This is a genomic window from Gammaproteobacteria bacterium (assembly GCA_024235095.1).
In the GTDB taxonomy this organism is placed as follows: domain Bacteria; phylum Pseudomonadota; class Gammaproteobacteria; order Competibacterales; family Competibacteraceae; genus UBA2383.
In genome coordinates this window covers 1,781,367-1,799,894 of record JACKNC010000001.1, presented here as the reverse complement: position 1 = coordinate 1,799,894, position 18,528 = coordinate 1,781,367, and the positions used below count along the sequence as shown (strand labels likewise).

Genomic DNA, 18,528 nt, shown 5'->3' with positions numbered 1-18,528 from the left:
GGAGTGTGGATTGATGGCGTTGGGACCGGTGATGCTGGGACTGGAAGGCTTGGCGCTGACCGCCGAGGAACGTGAGTTATTAAAACACCCTTTGGTTGGCGGGGTCATTCTGTTTGCCCGCAATTACGAGTCGCCAGAGCAGGTTGCGGCGTTGACCGACACCATTCACGCCTTACGGCAACCACGCCTGCTGGTTGCCGTGGATCATGAAGGCGGCCGGGTTCAACGCTTTCGCGAAGGATTCACCCGCTTGCCAGCGGTGCGGCGATTGGGCGAGATCCATGATCAGGATCCACAGCGCGCCAAGCAACTGGCGCGCATTACCGGTTGGCTGATGGCTGCCGAATTACGGGCGGTAGGCGTCGACTTCAGCTTTGCGCCGGTGCTGGACCTGGATCATGGCGTGAGCGGCATCATTGGCGACCGGGCGTTTCATCACGATCCCGAAGTCGTCGCTGATCTGGCCCATGCCTATGTCAGCGGGATGCAGAAAGCCGGCATGGAAGCGGTGGGTAAGCATTTTCCAGGGCATGGCGGGATCGCCGCCGATTCGCATCTGGAGTTGCCCGTGGACCCGCGCCCTTATGTCGATCTGGCGACGGCTGACCTGCTGGCGTTTGAACGGATGATCCATTACGGTCTGGCGGCGCTGATGCCCGCCCATGTGCTTTATCCACAAGTGGATGACCGACCGGCTGGTTTCTCAGAGCGCTGGATCAAGGATATCCTGCGTCAGGAACTGGAGTTTCATGGAGTCGTCTTCAGCGACGATCTGGATATGGCGGGCGCTCAGGAAGCGGGCGCTCCGCCGGAGCGGGCGCGGGCCGCGTTGATGGCCGGTTGCGATATGGCGCTGGCCTGTAATGATCGCCGGGCCGCCGTAGCGATTCTCGATCATTTGGGTCTAAAGCCTGATCCGGTGAGTCAGGTGCGGTTGATCCGCCTGCATGGGCGTGGCCGTCCCAATCTCAAACGATTGCATTACAATCCTGTCTGGCAACGCGCCGTTCGCCTGGTTCAGGATTATGATGCGTCGCCCCTGCTGGAAATGGATATTTGATTTGAAGCAGGCTTAAACTGGCGTTTGCCATCTATCCTGCTTTTCGGAGTTCGCTATGTCCTCGACTATTACCCCTGAACAGGCGCTTGCCGTATTACGCGATGCAGAGCGGCTCTTTTCGCCCGAACAGGTGCAGTCCGCCCTGGATCGCTTGGCCACTCAAGTGACCGCCCGTCTGGAACAGCGCGATCCGCTGGTGTTGATGGTGATGAATGGCGCGTTCATTCCCACCGCGCAACTCCTGGCGCGCTTGCCATTTCCTTTGCAAGTCGGTTACGTGCATGCCACCCGCTATCGCAGCGGCACTCGGGGCGGCGAGATTGACTGGGTTGCCCAGCCACGTCCGGCTGTAGAGGGTCGGGTCGTATTGGTGGTCGACGATATTTTCGATGAAGGCGATACCCTCAAAGCCATCGTTGAAGAAGTGCGTCGGCAAGGCGCGATGGAGACCTATAGCGCGGTGCTGGTCAATAAGCAACATGATCGGAAGGTTGCAGGATTAACGGTCGACTTCATCGGTCTGGAAATCCCGGACCGCTACGTGTTCGGTTGTGGCATGGACTATAAAGAGTATTGGCGGCAACTGCCGGGGATCTACGCGATTCGTGATTGAGCGCATAATCGTTGCCTAACGAGGTATCACGCTATGACACCGACGATCGCTATTATCGGAGGCACTAGCCTCACAACTCTGGATACCCTGAAGATCACTCACCGGGAAACCTTGTCTACTCCCTATGGCGAACCTTCCAGTCCGTTGATTTACGGTGAACTCAGCGGACGGAAGGTGGTGTTTCTGTCCCGGCATGGCCAACACCATACTTTGCCGCCACACCGGATCAATTACCGGGCTAATCTCTGGGTTTTGCATCACATTGGCGTCAAACAGGTGCTCGCGACTGCGGCGGTTGGCGGCATTCGCGCCGACATGGAACCTGGCAGGCTGGCTTTTCCTGATCAAATCGTGGATTACACCTGGGGCCGGCATAGCACCTTCTTCGAAGATAATCTGAAGGAGGTCACTCATATCGACTTTACCGAGCCGTACTGCTCTGCACTCAGGGAAAAGCTGATTCAGACCGCCCGCAACCTGGGGATGACTGCTCATGAATCATGCGCTTATGGCGCAACTCAAGGGCCGCGCCTGGAGACGGCGGCGGAAATCCGCCGGATGGAGCGGGATGGCTGCGATATGGTCGGCATGACGGGAATGCCGGAAGCAGCGTTGGCCCGCGAGTTGGGTTTATCTTACGCCGCCTGCGCAGTGGTGGCCAACTGGGCGGCAGGCAAGTCATCCGGGCCAATCACCATGGCGGAAATCGAACGGAATCTGGCCAGCGGTATGGACCAGGTTAAACGGTTGCTGGCCCAGGTGATTCCGACGCTGGAAGCGGTCTGATCCGCCCTTTAATCAAGACCCTGGCGCTCTTGCGGCGGACCTCATGCGAGTTTGGTTGCGAACCCGGTCGGACAGGGACGAATCGAATCCATTTTGACGCCCAGCTTACGATTGAGAGAATCATGGCCACCCATCTTGATGCGCTGGTTGCATCCGACTATGTGATTTGCGCGACTCTGCGCAAGGTTCCGGACGTCTTCAACGCTGAACTGCTCTGGGAGCGGGTTCGCGGCGGGCAGGAGGGCGTATGCTTGATGGAAGCGCTCAAGCGTCATCCCCGCACCCCCCGCGCCCGTCAACGCAAGGAAACCCGCTACAGCCAGATCGTTATCCGGATTCCTGAACGCGATTACATCCGCGATGACCGGCTGGAGGACAGTTTCGGGCGGCGTACGCTGCTGCGCGAGTTGCAGCGTCTGCACGAGCAGGAACTAGGCCGCTATCTGGCCGAAGAGACCGCGATTCGCTATCGGGTGGAGCCGGATACAAGCTTACGGTCCGGCGAAGTGCAATTTCTGTTCGGTCGGGCGATCCACATTCCGGTGTATGGCGAAAGCCCCTTGTTTCGCATCGATACGGCGACCGATCGTCAGAGTGAATGGCGGCAACTGGGACTGATCTATCCCGGTCAGCGCTTGACGTTGTTAAATGGCGACCGGCGGGCCAGCAGTATGGTGGTTACGGCCTGGCCTTTTATAAGTGGCGAATCCGTGCTGTTGATGTTACGGCCTGGGCCGCCGATCGCCGTGGATGTAGTGGCGGAACCACCAGCGTGTCTGACTGTGACCGGAGATGGTAGTGGTCGCTTTCTGGCGCGCGATCGGCGGGGTCGCGGTTTACGGTTATGGGTCGCGGCATTGTCCGGCGTTGAGGAGTCACCCGTCAAACAGGAGCCGGTGGTCCAGCAAACGCTGTCGCTCCCGCAACTCGATGATGAACCCGTGGATGCCCCGGAGCAGGAACCGTCAGAATCCGCTGTGGAATCCGTGGAGTATGTAAATTCACCCGACGTAGACGTTCACTTTCCCCCTTTACCAAAGGGGGGGACTGAACGGTTACCACCCGACGAGGATTATCCCCGGATCGACCCCTGGGGACGTCGCGAACCGGTTTTCGGTATCCCAGTCGAGTTCGAAGAGCCAATCGTTGCTTCATCGTCAGTCAACACGCCTGCCCCCCTGATAGCAGAAGATACAGGGAGGGAGGATGAACCTAAAAACCCCCTGGAGCCTCCCGCTCCGCACCCGACACTACCGTTGCCCGCGCCAGCAGTAGATCAACAGACCTGGATTCCCCGACGACCGGCTGCCTCTCTGCAAGTGTCCGGAGTCGCCTTGCAACGCCTGTCGACCTATGCGTCCGCTGGAATCAGCGATTGGCGGCTGAGCTTCAACCGGGCAGGCAGCTTGGCGCCGGACCATCATCCGGAGGCAGTGGCCTGGTTGCGCATTGACAGCGCTGATCAGGTTTTTGGCGAAGTCGCGGGACTGTCGACGCCGCTGGATTTGCCCAGCGTATGGCGGCCTTTTCCAGAACTGGAATTGGAACTGTATGGCGTTCCTGGCCCGATGGCCGCGCATTATCTGGGCTGGTTACGCTTGCCAACGCCATTAACGCTGCCCGTGCCGCGAGAACGGGCCGTCAGTTTTGGACGCGGTTCGGAAGCAGATATCGCTCCACGGCTGCTGGCGGACCCTCGGTCGTTGCGCTGGGACGGCAACCCAGCTAAAACGGTCGGGATTAGCGCCGAATATCTGGGCCTGTCGCGCCGCCACCTGCGCCTGCAAGTGCGTCGCGATGGCTGGTGGGCGCAGCTGGAAAGCCAGAACATGCCCGTTTACCGACTGACGCCGTCCGGCGATCTGCTCGATGTGCTGGCGCCGGGCGTGAATACCGCAACCGAGGCGAAACCGGGTGAGCTGCTGGTCGCGGGGGGTTACGTGCTGACGCTAGGGGCCGTGAGTTGAGCAGAACCGATTTGTCCAACTTAATGCCGCGAATCCGGCGGCATCAACGGGAACTGGCCGAACCCTGGCAATCCCTCTTGCTCTGGATGATCCGCATTCCCCATAATTTCCTCGGCCAACCGGGCGAAATCCGCTGGCTCATCGGACAACAGGTTTTCGTACAGGGCCGGATCCCAGCATTCAATACGGTTGGCATAGGCTAGTAAAATCACGGTATCCTGAATGCCGGCATAGCTCAGCAGTCGCCGGGGCAACAGCAAACGGCCATGACTATCCAGCTCAAGCTCTGTTGCGCCCCGGTGGAAATAGCGGACAAACTCACGATTTTTTCTGACGAACAGATTGAGCCGGTTAAGTTCAGCGGTAATTCTTTGCCATTCGGTGAATGGATACAGCGCGAGGTATTGCTCAAATCCACGATTGATGACAAAACGCTCTCCGGCTTCCGGGGGAAGCTGTTTTCTCAGTGCTGCTGGTAGGGCCATTCGAGCCTTGGCGTCGAGCCGGCATTCAAATTCACCCAGAAAATTTGTCATAACGTAGCGAAAAGCAAACAAATTGAACGATGCAATCGCAGATTTCTCCAGCGAGCAGGTGACATTGTTTACCGATGGCGCCTGCTCTGGCAACCCCGGACCGGGTGGTTGGGGGGCATTGTTGCGTTATAAAAGGAAGGAACGGGAATTGTCCGGCGGCGAACCACAGACCACCAACAATCGCATGGAGCTACTGGCGGTCATTCACGGTCTGGAAGCATTAAAGCGTCCGGTGCGGGTGCGGATTTGCACCGACAGCCAATATGTGATGAAAGGCGTTACTGAATGGTTGGCGGGCTGGAAACGGCGCGGCTGGCAAACCACCGACCGCCAGCCGGTCAAAAATATCGATCTTTGGCAGCGTTTGGAAACCGCGCTGACTCCACACCAGGTCGAGTGGGAGTGGGTGCGTGGCCATAGCGGGCATCCGGAAAACGAGCGGGTGGACGCGCTGGCGCGGGCAGCGATTTCCCCAGCGCGATTGACCATGACTTCAGCGGTGAACTGATATGCCAACCCGACAAGTCGTCCTCGATACGGAAACAACCGGCCTCGATCCCAATCAAGGGCATCGGGTCATTGAAATCGGCTGTCTGGAACTCTTGAACCGGCGACCGACTGACCAACGTTTTCATGTGTATTTGCAACCGGATCGATTGATCGATGAGGAAGCGATCAAGGTTCATGGCATTACCAACGAATTTCTCATCAACCAACCGCGTTTTGCCGATGTCGCCGATGCATTCCTGGGGTTCGTCCGGGATGCGGAATTGATTATTCACAATGCGCCTTTCGACGTGGGTTTCCTTAACCACGAGTTGCAACGCTGTGGGCGTGGTCACCTTCTGATCGAGAATCTTTGCAAGGTTGAGGACACTTTGCTGTTGGCCCGGCAGCGCCATCCGGGTCAGCGCAATAACCTGGATGCATTGTGTAAGCGCTACAACGTCGATAACACCCAGCGTACTTTGCATGGCGCATTGCTGGATGCGGAGATTCTGGCCGACGTGTATCTGGCGATGACCCGCCAGCAGGATTCATTGTTTATTCGGGAGAGTGCGGCAACGGCGCAACGCCATGAGTCGACTCGACGGACGACGCGACCCCGCAACCGTTCGCCGTTGCCGGTGCTCCATGCCGATACCCAGGAACAGACAGAACATGCCCGCTATCTGGAAATGCTGGACAAGACCAGCGGCGGGTCATGCGTGTGGCGGCGATTGGAGACAACATGAAATTCGGCAAGGCCCTCTAAACCCGGTAATACTCCCGATACCAGGCCACAAAACGCGCTACGCCTTCCTCAATCGGCGTATCGGGCTGATAACCGACATCTTTCACCAGGGCCTCGACATCAGCGTAGGTATCCGGCACGTCGCCTAACTGCATCGGCAACAGATTCTTGGTGGCCTTGCGTCCCAGACACTCTTCCAGCACTTCAATATAGCGCATTAATTCAATCGGTCGGTTACTGCCGATGTTATAGAGTCGATAGGGCGCTAAACTGGTGGCGGGATCAGGTGCATCGCTGGACCACTCGGAATTGGGCGTCGCCACTCGATCCAGCACCCGGATCACTCCCTCGACAATGTCATCAACATACGTGAAATCGCGCCGGTGGTGACCGTAATTAAAGACATCAATAGGTTCACCCGCCAAAATGGCGCGAGTGAACAGAAACAGCGCCATATCCGGACGGCCCCAAGGACCATAAACCGTGAAAAACCGCAAGCCGGTGGTCGGCAGACGGTATAAATGGCTGTAGGTGTGCGCCATCAACTCATTCGCCTTCTTGGTCGCGGCGTATAGGCTGACCGGATGATCGACGTTGTCATGCACCGAGAACGGCATTCGGGTATTAGCGCCATAAACCGAACTGGTCGAGGCATAGACCAGATGCTCGACCCCGTGATGGCGGCAGGCTTCCAGGATATTGACGAAGCCGACCAGGTTGGAATCGACATAGGCGTGCGGATTCTGAATCGAATAACGCACTCCGGCCTGAGCCGCCAGGTTCACGACTCGCTGCGGGCAACGCTGGGCAAACGTCTCTGTCAGCGTCGTCCGGTCCTCCAGATTGGCCCGCACCTCCGTGAATCCCGGATACGCTTGTAAGCGGGCCAACCGCGCCTGCTTCAGGTTTACGTCATAATAATCATTGAGATTATCAAAACCGACGACCTCATCGCCGCGTTCCAGCAGTCGCTGGGACAACGCTGAACCGATGAAACCAGCGCTGCCAGTCACCAAGATTTTCATAGCCGCCCGTCCGCTGAACCCATAGGCAACAGGTATTTCACGTCAAATAACACCGCCCCCGGCTTGCCCAGCGCCCGAATGCCCTCAGCACCCAGTTCTCGAAACTGCCGGTGAGCGACCGCCAGGATGATAGCGTCGTAATGCCCGGCTTGCGGTTGACTGACCAACTCAACGCCATACTCATGCCGGGCTTCCTCGGGATTGACCCAGGGATCGTAAACATCCACTTGGGCGTTGTAGTCGCGCAGATCGTGGACAATATCCACCACCCGGGTATTGCGCAAATCGGGACAATTTTCCTTGAAGGTCAAACCCATGATCAGAACTTTGGCGTCCATGACCGGAATTCGCCGCTGGTTCATCAGCTTGACCACTCGCTGCACGACGTAGGCGCCCATGCCGTCGTTAACTCGCCGCCCAGCCAGAATCATTTCCGGGTGATAACCGATCTCCTGGGCTTTGTGCGTCAAATAGTAGGGATCGACGCCGATGCAGTGACCGCCGACCAGACCTGGGCGGAACGGCAGAAAATTCCATTTGCTGCCCGCCGCCAGCAACACTTCTTCAGTGTCGATGCCCAATCGGTTGAACAGCAGCGCCAACTCGTTGATCAGGGCGATATTGACATCCCGTTGGGTGTTTTCAATCACTTTGGCCGCTTCCGCTACCCGGATGCTGGAGGCCGGATGGGTGCCGGCGGTAATGATGGATCGATATAAAGCGTCCACGAATTCCGCTGCTTGAGGCGTGGAGCCAGCGGTAATCTTGCGAATGGTGGTCAGGCGATGCTCTTTGTCACCAGGATTGATGCGCTCGGGACTGTAGCCGGCGAAAAAATCGCCGTTGAAGCGCAATCCTGACTCCCGCTCCAGGATTGGCACACACACTTCCTCGGTGGCCCCCGGGTACACGGTTGATTCATAAATCGCTACATCACCGGGCTTGAGCAACCGGCCCACTGTGGTGCTGGCGCCGATCAACGGAGCAAAGTCGGGACGTCTATACTCATCCACGGGGGTGGGAACGGTAATGATATACACATTACAATTCGCCAAATCCTCCGGGCTGTCGGTATAGCGCAGCTGGTGGGCCTGACGGAGTTCCTCAGTCGTCACTTCCAGCGTATTGTCGACTCCCGCCTGTAATTCTCGAATGCGCGCCTGATTGATGTCCAAGCCGAAGGTAGGAAAATGCTGGCCAAATTCGACGGCCAGCGGCAACCCTACGTAACCGAGGCCGATAATCCCGATACGGGTCGTAGCGAGGTCAAACATCGATCATGCTCCATTCACAATGATTTAATTAGTACGAGTATAGGATTAGTATAGAACGTACACAGGAGAGGAATAATGGCGGGAGCGTAACTGCTTTCCACCAAAATGCGGGTTTCGACCGGCTCTAACCGATTCCGATCAATTTGCATCAAGCACCCTATGATCCGTCTATTCAGACATTATGTTTCCCGGGCATTCCTGACGCTACTAGCCGCCGAGATGCTCTTTCTGTTCTGGTCGATCTATTTTGGCCGCTCCTTGCGCCTGATGGCGCTCACCGAGCAAAGCATCGCGCCGCCTCTGAGCGAAGTAGCTCCAAGCGCGCTGGTTTTTGTTGGGGTCATGTTATCCATTATGACCGCGATGGGTTTGTATGAGCGCAACTTCTGGAGCGGCCGGGGGGATATGCTGTTGCGCATTGGCGTCAGCTTTCTGGTCGGCCTGTTTACGATGACGCTGGCGTATTATTTGTTTCCAGACCTGTCTCTGGGGCGCGGTGAGTTCAGTCTGAGCTTTGTCATCGCCTTTTTCGGTATTTTATTGTTGCGTTTTTTATTCTTTGAAGCGTCTGATCGCGAAGCGCTCAAACGCCGGGTACTGGTGCTGGGCGTAGGTCAAAACGCTAGTCGTATCCAGGAGATGCAACAGGATGCGAATACCAGTTTTCTGATCGCCGGTTATGTGCGGCTTCATGAAGACGAGAATTTACGTGTTCCAGCAAGTGATTTGCTTGAAGCGTCTGGCCATCTGTCTGATTTAGCAGATCGCTTGCGGATTGACGAAATTGTAGTGGCGCTGGACGATCGGCGCAAAGGGTTTCCCATCGATCAGGTTCTGGAATGTAAAATTCAGGGATTTCGCATTAGCGGTTTCCTGCATTTCTACGAGCAGGAGACCGGCAAGATCCAACTCGATGCCTTGCGACCTAGCAACCTGATTTTCGCGGATGGGTTTCGCCGGGCCTTGATCGAGGAAACTTTGAAACGGTTGTTCGATATTGCCGTCAGTTTAATCCTGCTCGCATTGGCCTGGCCGTTGATGTTGGGCGCGACCCTGGCGATCTGGATCGAGTCGGGATTTCGCGGACCGATTCTCTATCGGCAAACCCGGGTTGGTTTGAATGATGATCTGTTCGAGGTGATCAAGTTTCGTAGTATGCGAACCGATGCGGAAAAAGATGGCGTGGCGCGCTGGGCGCAGGCCAACGACAGTCGGATTACCCGGGTCGGCGCTGTGCTGCGCGATACCCGCATTGATGAGTTGCCGCAGCTGTTTAATGTATTGCGCGGCGATATGAGCTTTGTAGGGCCGCGCCCGGAACGACCGCAATTTGTTGCCGAACTGGCCAAAAAAATCCCTTTCTATTCAATGCGCCACATGGTCAAGCCCGGCATCACCGGCTGGGCGCAGATTTGTTATCCCTATGGCGCATCCGAGGAAGACGCCCGCGAAAAATTGCAGTACGACATGTACTACATTAAGAATTACAGTTTCTTTTTCGACATCGTGATCCTGTTGCAGACGGTGCATACCGTGCTGTGGGGCCGGGGCGCGCACTAGCTACAGGACAGAGTATCTATGAGCTTGTTGGGAGTGATTGGTTATGGCATGGCGGCAGCCGGCTGGCTCATTCTCTTCCTGTTGTTGTTGACCAGTTGGCGCGGCCGCTTGCAGGGGGGATTGCTGGTGACCGCTGTGTTGATCACCTTGTTATGGGCATTGCGGGCGGCGATGTACGCCAGCGCCGAAGTGCTGGCGCCGGACTGGCTGTATCAATTGCTGGAAATCATCCATAGTGTGGCATGGCTGGCGTTTCTGGCGGCATTGCTCGAACCCCTGGTTCGCGAAACCTGGACGAACCGTTGGGTTCAATGGTTCTGGACCGGACTGGCGAGCTACGCAACCGTGTTGTTCGCGGTCGACCTGCAACCCTTGTGGAGTTCCCAGTTTGAACTACCCGCGGATGCCGGGATTCTGGGGCATATTGGTTTGGCCATCGCGGGATTGGCGCTGATTGAACAACTCTTCCGTAATACTCATCCCCAACGGCGCTGGGCCACCAAATTCCTCTATCTAGGGTTAGGGTTGTTGTTCGCTTATGATTTTTTCCTGTATGCCGATGCGCTGCTGTTCAAACGGCTGGATCCGGTCATCTGGGAGGCGCGCGGATTGGTAAGCGCCTTCGCCGCGCCTATGATCGCCCTAGCGGCGGCGCGCAATCCGGAATGGTCGATGGAGGTGTTTGTTTCGCGACGAGCTGTGCTGCATTCGGCGACTATTTTCGGCGCGGGCGTTTATCTGCTGACGATGGCGGGCGCGGGTTATTACGTCCGGGCTTACGGCGGCACCTGGGGGGCAACCTTGCAATTGGCGTTTCTGACCGGTGCGGGCGTCCTGTTGGCAACGCTATTGTTTTCCGGGCAAGTGCGCGCTAGGGCGCTGGTGCTGATGAACAAGCACTTTTTTAGCTATAAATATGACTATCGGGAAGAATGGTTGAAGTTCATCGGCACCCTGTCCTCCGGCGATCCCAGTGAGTCTCCCCAGGAACGGATCATCCGTGCGGTGGCCGAAATTGTCCATAGCACCGGCGGCGCGCTCTGGGCGCGGCGAGAACCGGACGGCTTCACTCTGATCGCCTGCCATAATATGCGTGACCGTAATGAACCGGCGATTCAGGTCGAACCCGTCGATTCATCATTGGCGCGTTTTCTGGAAAAACGCCAGTGGGTAGTTGAATTGGATGAGTATTGGCGCGAACCGGAACTGTACGGTGATTTAATTCTGCCGGACTGGCTGCGTAAAGCGCGCCGGGTCTGGTTGATTGTACCCTTGTTGCTGGGTGATCATTTACAGGGTTTTCTGGTCCTCGCCGAAGCGCGCGCCCCGCAGCAGATCAACTGGGAGGATCGCGACTTGCTCAAAACGGCCGGTCGTCAGGTAGCCAGTTACGTGGCTCTGCTGGAAACTAGTGAAGCGTTAAGTGAAGCGCGCCAGTTCGAGGCGTTTCACCGGTTATCGGCTTATGTGGTCCATGATCTCAAGAATATCGCTGCCCAATTGGCGCTGGTAGTAGCCAATGCCGCACGCCACGGGAAAAATCCGGCGTTTGTTGAAGACGCTTTTCAGACCGTGACCAATGCCACTGAGCGCATGAACCGGCTACTGGCGCAGCTGCGCAAGGAACCGCTGGCCAGCGCTGCACGTTCAATGGCGTTAAAAACCGTGGTGAAGCGCGCAGTCGAAGCGCGTGCGGTACAACGTCCGGCGCCCGTCGCACGATTCGTGGCCGATGATGAACCCTGGATTCAGGCTGACCCGGAACGCTTGGTCGCGATGCTGGAACATCTGATTCAGAACGCCCAGGAAGCGACCGGTGCGGAAGGCATGGTTGAAGTGACGGTTTACTCCGAAGGATCAATCGCGGTAGCAGCAGTGCATGATGATGGCTGCGGTATGGACGAACAGTTTATTCGCGAGCGGTTGTTCCGTCCTTTTACGACTACCAAAGGCAACGCCGGTATGGGCATCGGCGTTTATGAAAGTCGTGAATTCGCCCACGCCGCCGGTGGCGAGTTGACGGTCAACAGCCAGCCTGGTCAGGGTACGACCTTTTTTCTGCGGTTGCCGTTGATTGAGAATCCGAACGTGGCAAACATCGAAACAGAGACCCGCGAATGGCAGAATCCAGCCGAAAGTTATTAATCATCGAGGACGACTCCGGCTTGCGCAGCCAATTGCGTTGGTGCTTTGACGGTTATGAAGTACTCATGGCCGAGGATCGTGAGACGGGTTTGGCCCAGGTGCGGCGGCATACGCCGTCGATTGTGCTGCTGGATCTGGGGTTGCCGCCGGACCCAGCCAATGCCTCAGAAGGGTTGAAAGCGCTTGAACAAATTCGCGCACTGGCCCCGGAAGCTAAGGTTATCGTGGTCACCGGCAATGACGAGCGCAAAAACGCCCTTCAAGCGATTGCAATGAGCGCTTACGATTTTTACCAGAAGCCAGTGGATGCCGACGTGCTCCGCTTATTGGTGGATCGCGCCTATAACCTGTATACGCTGGAGCAGGAGAACCGGGAATTGCTGGCTCACCAGATGACCATGCCGTTACCGGGTATGATCGCCGGTAGCCCGGAGATGCTCAAAATCTGCCGGAAAATTCGGAAAATCGCGCCGACCAATGCGAATGTATTGCTACTGGGGGAAAGCGGTACTGGCAAGGAAGTGTTGACGCGAGCGCTGCATGAACTGAGTTGCCGATCCCAGGGCGCGTTTGTGGCCATTAACTGTGCGGCGATTCCCGACGCTCTGTTGGAAAGCGAGTTATTCGGCCATGAAAAGGGTTCCTTTACCGGTGCCGTCAAGCAGAATCGAGGGAAGATCGAGTATGCGGACGGTGGGACGCTGATGCTCGACGAAGTAGGCGATTTGCCGCTCCCACTGCAAGCTAAGTTGTTGCGTTTTTTGCAGGAACGGGTGATCGAGCGAGTCGGCGGCCGCGAGATGATCCCGGTCGATGTCCGTGTGGTGTGTGCAACGCACCGCGATCTTTCAGCCTTGATCGATGAAGGCCAGTTCCGTGAAGATCTCTACTACCGGATCAGCGAAATCACGGTCCAGATTCCTGCGCTGCGCGAACGGGAGGGAGATGTATTGCTGATTGCCCGTGCGTTGTTGAATACCTTTGGAGAATCGCTGGGCAAGGCCCGGCTGAATTTTGCTTCTGATGCAGTGCGGGCGCTGGAGAGGTATCGCTGGCCGGGCAATATTCGGGAATTGGAAAATCGGCTCAAGCGAGCATTGATCATGAGCGAATCGGGTCAGGTGACTGCCCAGGACCTGGAATTGGAAACGGACGATGAAGATGTGGCGGTTGCCATCGAACCTCCGCCTGACCTGCGCCAGGCGCGCGAGCAAGCTGAGCGGCATGCTATTTTGCAAGCGCTCAATTACACCCAGAACAATCTTTCCCAGGCTGCCGAGTTGCTGGGCATTACCCGGCCCACCCTGTACACCCTGTTGAGTAAGCATAATCTGAAAGCCTGATATAGAGGTTTCAGGCATCAGAAACAGGAACGGGTAGTTACTCTTGAATTTGTCCGGTTTCTATGCGGAATCGGGTTTGGGTAGTGTCTCAGTTTGAAATTTAGCATCTTGACGGTCAGCGGGAGCCTAAGCATACTGACTCCACCATGCCTAAACGCTCAAGCAAAGGTCGGCTCGACCTCAACCAACTCGCCAAGTCGATTGTAGATCAAGCGACGGACGAGGAAACCAAGGAACCAGAACAGCCGAATAAGAATCCGGCGGCGGTGGCGCTTGGCCGCCTTGGTGGAAAGAAGGGGGGGAAGGCGCGAGCAGAGAAACTCACGCCGGAAGAGCGGAAGGAGATTGCTAGTGGGCTGTTGCAAAAGTTTTGACAGGTTAGGAGGCATCTGGTCCGATCGGATTTTCGGTGGATTCCAGCGTTTCGGGTGAAATTGAGTCAAATTCTATTTTTAACTATTCGCTGTACACCCGCTCATGCAGGTTGTTTGAAACCGATGCGATGGTTTCCTCCGGTCTCTGAACGGTCTCCAAACCTGCGAAACGATAGTAGGCATCAAGCCGATCATCATCGACCTGTGCCCGGTTGCCGGATCGGCCTCGAAGGAGTTCTCGCGCTGATGTGGCCGTGAGATCCAAGATGTTTCGTTTGAACCACATCGCTCCGTGAGCCGCGAGTTCAACATCGAGATGACTCAGGAGCTCTGTTTTTAATCGGCTCCTTTTCCAGATGACCATTTTTGATCTCATTCCAAACCTGGGTGGTGTCCCTCAGTTTACGTGATGAGCTAAGCCAGTGACGACGACAACATGTATCCTCATTGTGATTGTGGTGTTAATCACTGACCGGGGATCTTATGAAGTGGGAAACGCTCTACTGCCCCAATCGTTCCTGTCACCACTACGGTCGGCCCTTTGGTCAAGGGTTGTTGGTCAAAAATGGTTCCAGTCACGGGAAAAAGCAGGCGTTGTGTCGTTCGTGCGGGAGGAGAGTGTCCTTGACGTACGGAACTGCGTATTTTGACCTCGAGGCCGACCCCGCCGTTTTCGAACTGGCGATGCGGGCGTTGGCGGAGGGAAATTCCATCCAGGGTACGGCACGAATCGTCCAGATCGACAAGGATACGGTTTGTGCGTGGTTGACTCGGGCCGCCCAGCAATGTCGTTTGGTGGTTTTGTCCCATTGGCGCGAGCTGACGGTGACCGAGTGTCAACTGGATGAATTGTGGAGCTTTGTCCATACCAAGGACCAGAATCTGCCGATGGCGCAGCAATGGTGCGAGACGGATGGCGATGCTTGGGTGTGGGTCGCCTTTGCGCCCGAATGGCGCCTGGTGGTAGGGTTTGTCGTGGGCCAGCGCACGCAGGCTCAGGCGAACCTGCTCCTGGAGCGCGTGGTGTATGTGACCGACGATCACGTCCCCTTCTTTACTAGCGACCAATGGCCGGGCTATCCCAGCGCCTTGCTCCATGCCTATGGGGAATGGTATCAGCCCGAGCGCCAAGGGACGCGAGGACGATATCCGGCCCCACGGTGCCGCCCACCGCCGAATTTGCTGTATGCTCAAGTGGTTAAGCGACGTGAAAAAGGACGGGTGGTCGAGGTGACCCGTAAGAGGGTCTGGGGAAGCGCGGACGAGCTTCAGGCGCGATTGGCCGCATCCGCCACCAGCACGACGATCAACACGAGCTTTGTGGAGCGGGATAACCTGGCCTGGCGCGAACACAATCGGCGGTTGGCTCGCAAGACGACCGCGTTTTCCAAGCAACGGTCGTGGATGGAAAAGCAGGTGTGGCTGTCGTTGGCTTACTACCATTTCTGCTTGCCCCACCTGAGCCTGCGTGAGGAATTGCCCACCCCGGAACCGACCCGAGGCAACGGATCGCCCCGTAAATGGCGGCCTGTCACGCCGGCCATGGCGGCGGGGATGACCGATCATATCTGGACCACGGCGGAGTTGCTGGGCTTTCGGGTACCCGCACCGTTTCTGAATACCTTGGAAACCATCAAACACTTGTTCCCCGCACTCGACGATGCTCATCACGTAAACTGAGGGACACCACCCAAACCTGTTCATCCGGATTTAACTCTGGGGAATGCTCTCGACCTTGATGCGCTCGATCAGGCTCCCGACGGTCACCGCCGGTTGCCGGTTCTTCAACCGGGCGAGCTGGGCCGGATGCAGCAGGAGACCCTGGTCCACCAGCAGGCTTAAGATCAGGCCGTGGCTTGACCCCTCAACGCCTGGCTGTTTGGCCAAGGTGCCCCAGCCTTGATGGCCTTTCCAGTCCTGGATGAAGACCTCGACCAGCCAGCGTAAGGTAAAGGTCCGGAAGACATCTTCGGTTCGCCCACTCAAGTCGGTGGCGACTAAATAACGATACTCGGTTTCCCCGGCATACTTCACAGCCACGATCAATTGCTTACGTCCATGGACTTCTACCCACAAACGCGCACTGCTGATGATGACGTCGACGGGTTCATCACCACGCCGTGGATAGCGCTGGGCGACGCCGGGATAGCGGATGAAAAGGTCTCCAGCGTCAGGCTGCGGTTGCGAAAGCGCACCTTCTGGTTGTGGCGACGCTGACTGATGACCTGGACACCACCAAAGAGGGCGCTGGCCTGCTCCAGAAAGGCCTGGGTACCATACCACGCGTCCACCAGCACGGCTTGCACCTGCACGGTCGGGTGTTCGCGGGCAAACCGCTCCAAGAGCTGCAGGCACAGCGCGCTCTTGGTCGGGTAGGCTGGATCTCGGGCCGGGGCCCGCCGGGCGTGCCCGCTTGGCGATCTTTTGCCGTTTGAGTTCGTCATCCCGCCGGCACCAGGCCCGCAGGGCCGGATCGGGTTGATGGAAGGCCACCCCCACCGGGAATGTCACCGTGGCCGTGACCAAAAGCAGGAATACCAGACACTGGCCCATGACATAACCACCGCTGGTCTTGTCCTTGAGCTTGTGAACCGCCGCGTGACCTTACTGCGCGCCCGGTCACTATCATCCGCCACCAGCGGTGCCGCTCGTGATCCCATAACGGTGCAGAATCACCCGGACACTCAGCGCCAACAGCCCTTCCCACGGCAGTTTGGCCCGGCAAAAGACTCACGACAGCACCGCTTGCGAATAGCGCCCCAGTCCCACGCGCTCAAAGCGCGCCCAGCAGAGACGATGGGTGATCATGATCGCCATCAGGCAAAAGCTTAACCACCGTTGCTGCAACCGCGAGAGCCCCCGACCCGCCCTATCGTGTGCCCGCAACGCCTCGTCTAGCGCGGCGACAAACTCTTGAACAAACAGTAAGGGTTGACGGATCAACAGAGTCGGTTCCTCGATCAGCTCACTGGCCATGATGCTGAAGTCTACCTTAGACTACCCAGCGGTAGCGGGCCACTGGGTCAGTACCGTGACGGCTCCAGCCCAGGCGGGAACCCGAGTCTGGCAAGAATGACCCGCTGCCCGTTTCATCACTTTGTCAAGTTCTAAAAACTTGAGAATCGAGTTATAGTGTTTTTATGGACAGCGAAAACTTTGAACAAAATACAGCACCCTTCACGACCGAGGATTTCGATGATCCCTCCGGAACGGTGGTGACCGATTTAGCCATTCTCGCCGAACGGGTCGAACAACTGGTGCGACGGTGCGAGCAGCTGACTTGGGAAAATCAGGAATTGCGTCAGCAAACGACCGCCTTGCAGACCGAACGCGATGCCCTGCATGACAAGAACGAGCAATCCCGTTCCCGTATCGAAACCATGATTGTGCGCCTGAGAGATCTGGAGCAAGCCCCGTGAACCAGGAAACCCATAGTGTCGTCGTTCAATTGATCGGGTACGAATACCGGTTTGCCTGCCAGCCATCGGAACGGGATGAATTGCTAGAAGCGGCCCGTTATCTGAATGAACGGATGGGAGCGATTCGCAACCAAGGCAAGCATTTAAGTCTGGAGGCGATTGCCGTGATGACCGCTTTGAATCTTAGCCATGATTTACTTCAGCAACAACGTCATACAGCGGAAGCGGAAGCCATCATCAGCCATCAGGTGCGGGATTTATTGCAGAAAGTTGACGCCGTGCTTTAGCAAGCAGCGTTAATTGAGTTATAATCCTGGTGCGTGAACGATTTTCAGTTTGGGCGTTTTCTGCGGTGTTCGAGTAGTGGACTGGGTAACCCCTTGATCCTAATTGATTATACCCAGGGGCGCGGCTGCTGGTGCAGGTGTGCATGTCTGCCGCGTTGTGGAAAGCCTGATGCATCGCGCTGCTCCCCACTTGAACCGCCGTGGTTCAAGGGCAAGGTCCGAGACGGCACAGGCGGAAAACGCCCTCTTTAACTTCTGGGACGGGCGGCTTGCCCGTTTTTCTTTTGCCAGCGTGATCCCCCCGGTGTTGCCCCAGGATATTCTGCGTCAATCCCTACGCGCTCGACGTCGCGCCCTTTCGGCTGCCGAGCAGCAGACAGCGGCGCTGGCTGTTACTCAACGGCTCGCTGATGAACCCGATTTTGCCAACGTAGCTGCTATCGCCGGTTACTATGCCTGTCAGGGCGAGCTTGATCCCGCGCTACTACTGAAACACGCCTGGCTCGCAGATAAGAAGATCTATTTGCCGGTGCTGGCGGGCGAGGCGCTACGGTTCGCCCCTTATCAATGCGATGCTCCACTGCGTCGTAATCGTTTCAACATCCCCGAACCCCAGGTTTCTCCCACTGCATGGCGGCAGCCCTTCGATATGGACTGGGTATTGACGCCATTAACAGCATTCGATGTCACTGGGACGCGCTTGGGCATGGGTGGAGGATTTTACGATCGCAGTTTCGCCTTCCTGTTGGACCCGAATTGGCGAGGCCATCGCCCCCGACTCATCGGACTGGGTTATGAATTTCAACGGGTTAATGCGCTCATCCGGCAGCTTTGGGACGTGCCGCTGGACATGGCGATAACCGAGAAAAATCGGTACGTGTTCGCCAGCAATGGATTCAAATAAA

General features: G+C 56.9%; 21 protein-coding genes and 1 other RNA gene. 15 read left to right on the top strand and 7 right to left on the bottom strand.

The genetic code is table 11. From position 1 onward, the window contains the following. Window positions 1-13 precede the first annotated feature (13 nt). From nagZ to H6973_07925, 4 genes are all read left to right on the top strand, one after another. Window positions 14-1,060: a beta-N-acetylhexosaminidase gene (nagZ, locus tag H6973_07940; protein MCP5125557.1), complete on the top strand. Its 1,047-nt coding sequence runs from the start codon at window positions 14-16 to the stop codon at window positions 1,058-1,060. Window positions 1,061-1,115: 55 nt separating this feature from the next. After that, window positions 1,116-1,673 carry a hypoxanthine-guanine phosphoribosyltransferase gene (locus H6973_07935; protein ID MCP5125556.1) on the top strand — a complete coding sequence of 186 codons (558 nt, stop codon included), beginning with the start codon at window positions 1,116-1,118 and terminating at the stop codon, window positions 1,671-1,673. Between the two features lie 33 nt (window positions 1,674-1,706). Further along, window positions 1,707-2,459 carry an S-methyl-5'-thioinosine phosphorylase gene (locus H6973_07930; protein MCP5125555.1) on the top strand — a complete coding sequence of 251 codons (753 nt, stop codon included), beginning with the start codon at window positions 1,707-1,709 and terminating at the stop codon, window positions 2,457-2,459. A 122-nt stretch (window positions 2,460-2,581) separates the two neighbouring features. After that, window positions 2,582-4,426: a hypothetical protein gene (locus tag H6973_07925; GenBank protein MCP5125554.1), complete on the top strand. Its 1,845-nt coding sequence runs from the start codon at window positions 2,582-2,584 to the stop codon at window positions 4,424-4,426. Between the two features lie 20 nt (window positions 4,427-4,446). On the opposite strand, the gene mraZ is transcribed toward H6973_07925, so the two are convergent. Next, window positions 4,447-4,962: a division/cell wall cluster transcriptional repressor MraZ gene (gene mraZ / locus H6973_07920; GenBank protein MCP5125553.1), complete on the bottom strand. Its 516-nt coding sequence runs from the start codon at window positions 4,960-4,962 to the stop codon at window positions 4,447-4,449. 22 nt (window positions 4,963-4,984) lie between these two features. Here mraZ and rnhA point away from each other — a divergent pair, with 22 nt between their 5' ends. Both rnhA and dnaQ read left to right on the top strand, forming a co-directional pair. Next, window positions 4,985-5,470, top strand: coding sequence for a ribonuclease HI (rnhA, locus tag H6973_07915; GenBank protein MCP5125552.1), 486 nt, complete (start codon window positions 4,985-4,987; stop codon window positions 5,468-5,470). A 1-nt stretch (window position 5,471) separates the two neighbouring features. Continuing rightward, the gene (gene dnaQ / locus H6973_07910) at window positions 5,472-6,197 is read left to right on the top strand and encodes a DNA polymerase III subunit epsilon (GenBank protein ID MCP5125551.1); all 726 of its coding nucleotides are present in this window, start codon (window positions 5,472-5,474) and stop codon (window positions 6,195-6,197) included. Window positions 6,198-6,213: 16 nt separating this feature from the next. On the opposite strand, the gene H6973_07905 is transcribed toward dnaQ, so the two are convergent. Both H6973_07905 and tviB read right to left on the bottom strand, forming a co-directional pair. Continuing rightward, entirely contained in the window at window positions 6,214-7,221 is a 1,008-nt protein-coding gene (locus tag H6973_07905; GenBank protein MCP5125550.1) for an NAD-dependent epimerase, read from the bottom strand. Continuing rightward, complete coding sequence (gene tviB, locus H6973_07900) at window positions 7,218-8,495, bottom strand: Vi polysaccharide biosynthesis UDP-N-acetylglucosamine C-6 dehydrogenase TviB (GenBank protein MCP5125549.1); 1,278 nt, start codon at window positions 8,493-8,495, stop codon at window positions 7,218-7,220. Before tviB ends, H6973_07905 begins: the two co-directional genes overlap by 4 nt. Before the next feature lie 159 nt (window positions 8,496-8,654). Here tviB and H6973_07895 point away from each other — a divergent pair, with 159 nt between their 5' ends. From H6973_07895 to H6973_07880, 4 genes are all read left to right on the top strand, one after another. After that, on the top strand, window positions 8,655-10,055 hold the full coding sequence (locus tag H6973_07895) for a TIGR03013 family PEP-CTERM/XrtA system glycosyltransferase (GenBank protein MCP5125548.1): 1,401 nt from the start codon (window positions 8,655-8,657) through the stop codon (window positions 10,053-10,055). Window positions 10,056-10,073: 18 nt separating this feature from the next. Continuing rightward, window positions 10,074-12,200, top strand: coding sequence for a PEP-CTERM system histidine kinase PrsK (prsK, locus tag H6973_07890; GenBank protein ID MCP5125547.1), 2,127 nt, complete (start codon window positions 10,074-10,076; stop codon window positions 12,198-12,200). Further along, window positions 12,173-13,543, top strand: coding sequence for a PEP-CTERM-box response regulator transcription factor (prsR, locus tag H6973_07885; GenBank protein MCP5125546.1), 1,371 nt, complete (start codon window positions 12,173-12,175; stop codon window positions 13,541-13,543). The genes prsK and prsR overlap by 28 nt, the downstream gene beginning before the upstream one ends. Before the next feature lie 146 nt (window positions 13,544-13,689). Next, the gene (locus H6973_07880; GenBank protein MCP5125545.1) at window positions 13,690-13,917 is read left to right on the top strand and encodes a histone H1; all 228 of its coding nucleotides are present in this window, start codon (window positions 13,690-13,692) and stop codon (window positions 13,915-13,917) included. Window positions 13,918-13,999: 82 nt separating this feature from the next. On the opposite strand, the gene H6973_07875 is transcribed toward H6973_07880, so the two are convergent. Further along, window positions 14,000-14,281: a hypothetical protein gene (locus H6973_07875; protein ID MCP5125544.1), complete on the bottom strand. Its 282-nt coding sequence runs from the start codon at window positions 14,279-14,281 to the stop codon at window positions 14,000-14,002. 230 nt (window positions 14,282-14,511) lie between these two features. Here H6973_07875 and H6973_07870 point away from each other — a divergent pair, with 230 nt between their 5' ends. Next, window positions 14,512-15,597 (top strand): helix-turn-helix domain-containing protein, encoded by a 1,086-nt coding sequence (locus H6973_07870; protein ID MCP5125543.1) that lies wholly within the window; start codon window positions 14,512-14,514, stop codon window positions 15,595-15,597. A gap of 30 nt (window positions 15,598-15,627) precedes the next feature. Here the strand turns inward: H6973_07870 and H6973_07865 are convergent, their stop codons facing one another. The 3 genes from H6973_07865 to H6973_07855 form a co-directional block, all read right to left on the bottom strand. Beyond that, on the bottom strand, window positions 15,628-15,957 hold the full coding sequence (locus H6973_07865) for a hypothetical protein (protein ID MCP5125542.1): 330 nt from the start codon (window positions 15,955-15,957) through the stop codon (window positions 15,628-15,630). 26 nt (window positions 15,958-15,983) lie between these two features. Next, a complete protein-coding gene (locus H6973_07860; GenBank protein MCP5125541.1) occupies window positions 15,984-16,361 on the bottom strand; it encodes a transposase in 378 nt (125 codons plus the stop codon). A 286-nt stretch (window positions 16,362-16,647) separates the two neighbouring features. Continuing rightward, a complete protein-coding gene (locus tag H6973_07855) occupies window positions 16,648-16,893 on the bottom strand; it encodes a hypothetical protein (protein ID MCP5125540.1) in 246 nt (81 codons plus the stop codon). 164 nt (window positions 16,894-17,057) lie between these two features. Here H6973_07855 and H6973_07850 point away from each other — a divergent pair, with 164 nt between their 5' ends. From H6973_07850 to H6973_07835, 4 genes are all read left to right on the top strand, one after another. Beyond that, window positions 17,058-17,336, top strand: coding sequence for a TIGR02449 family protein (locus H6973_07850; protein ID MCP5125539.1), 279 nt, complete (start codon window positions 17,058-17,060; stop codon window positions 17,334-17,336). Next, entirely contained in the window at window positions 17,333-17,623 is a 291-nt protein-coding gene (locus H6973_07845) for a cell division protein ZapA (protein ID MCP5125538.1), read from the top strand. The genes H6973_07850 and H6973_07845 overlap by 4 nt, the downstream gene beginning before the upstream one ends. Before the next feature lie 54 nt (window positions 17,624-17,677). Further along, window positions 17,678-17,866: non-coding RNA, 6S RNA (gene ssrS / locus H6973_07840), on the top strand. 61 nt (window positions 17,867-17,927) lie between these two features. Then, window positions 17,928-18,527: a 5-formyltetrahydrofolate cyclo-ligase gene (locus tag H6973_07835; GenBank protein ID MCP5125537.1), complete on the top strand. Its 600-nt coding sequence runs from the start codon at window positions 17,928-17,930 to the stop codon at window positions 18,525-18,527. Window position 18,528 lies beyond the last annotated feature (1 nt).

Excerpts from the sequence above, each read along its gene's own strand:
- nagZ (MCP5125557.1), top strand. The coding sequence starts at position 14 with ATGGCGTTGGGACCGGTGATGCTGGGACTGGAAGGCTTGGCGCTGACC.
- H6973_07935 (MCP5125556.1), top strand. The coding sequence starts at position 1,116 with ATGTCCTCGACTATTACCCCTGAACAGGCGCTTGCCGTATTACGCGAT.
- H6973_07930 (MCP5125555.1), top strand. The coding sequence starts at position 1,707 with ATGACACCGACGATCGCTATTATCGGAGGCACTAGCCTCACAACTCTG.
- H6973_07925 (MCP5125554.1), top strand. The coding sequence starts at position 2,582 with ATGGCCACCCATCTTGATGCGCTGGTTGCATCCGACTATGTGATTTGC.
- mraZ (MCP5125553.1), bottom strand. The coding sequence starts at position 4,962 with ATGACAAATTTTCTGGGTGAATTTGAATGCCGGCTCGACGCCAAGGCT.
- dnaQ (MCP5125551.1), top strand. The coding sequence starts at position 5,472 with ATGCCAACCCGACAAGTCGTCCTCGATACGGAAACAACCGGCCTCGAT.
- H6973_07905 (MCP5125550.1), bottom strand. The coding sequence starts at position 7,221 with ATGAAAATCTTGGTGACTGGCAGCGCTGGTTTCATCGGTTCAGCGTTG.
- tviB (MCP5125549.1), bottom strand. The coding sequence starts at position 8,495 with ATGTTTGACCTCGCTACGACCCGTATCGGGATTATCGGCCTCGGTTAC.
- H6973_07895 (MCP5125548.1), top strand. The coding sequence starts at position 8,655 with ATGATCCGTCTATTCAGACATTATGTTTCCCGGGCATTCCTGACGCTA.
- prsK (MCP5125547.1), top strand. The coding sequence starts at position 10,074 with ATGAGCTTGTTGGGAGTGATTGGTTATGGCATGGCGGCAGCCGGCTGG.
- prsR (MCP5125546.1), top strand. The coding sequence starts at position 12,173 with ATGGCAGAATCCAGCCGAAAGTTATTAATCATCGAGGACGACTCCGGC.
- H6973_07880 (MCP5125545.1), top strand. The coding sequence starts at position 13,690 with ATGCCTAAACGCTCAAGCAAAGGTCGGCTCGACCTCAACCAACTCGCC.
- H6973_07875 (MCP5125544.1), bottom strand. The coding sequence starts at position 14,281 with ATGGTCATCTGGAAAAGGAGCCGATTAAAAACAGAGCTCCTGAGTCAT.
- H6973_07860 (MCP5125541.1), bottom strand. The coding sequence starts at position 16,361 with ATGACGAACTCAAACGGCAAAAGATCGCCAAGCGGGCACGCCCGGCGG.
- H6973_07855 (MCP5125540.1), bottom strand. The coding sequence starts at position 16,893 with ATGGCCAGTGAGCTGATCGAGGAACCGACTCTGTTGATCCGTCAACCC.
- H6973_07850 (MCP5125539.1), top strand. The coding sequence starts at position 17,058 with ATGGACAGCGAAAACTTTGAACAAAATACAGCACCCTTCACGACCGAG.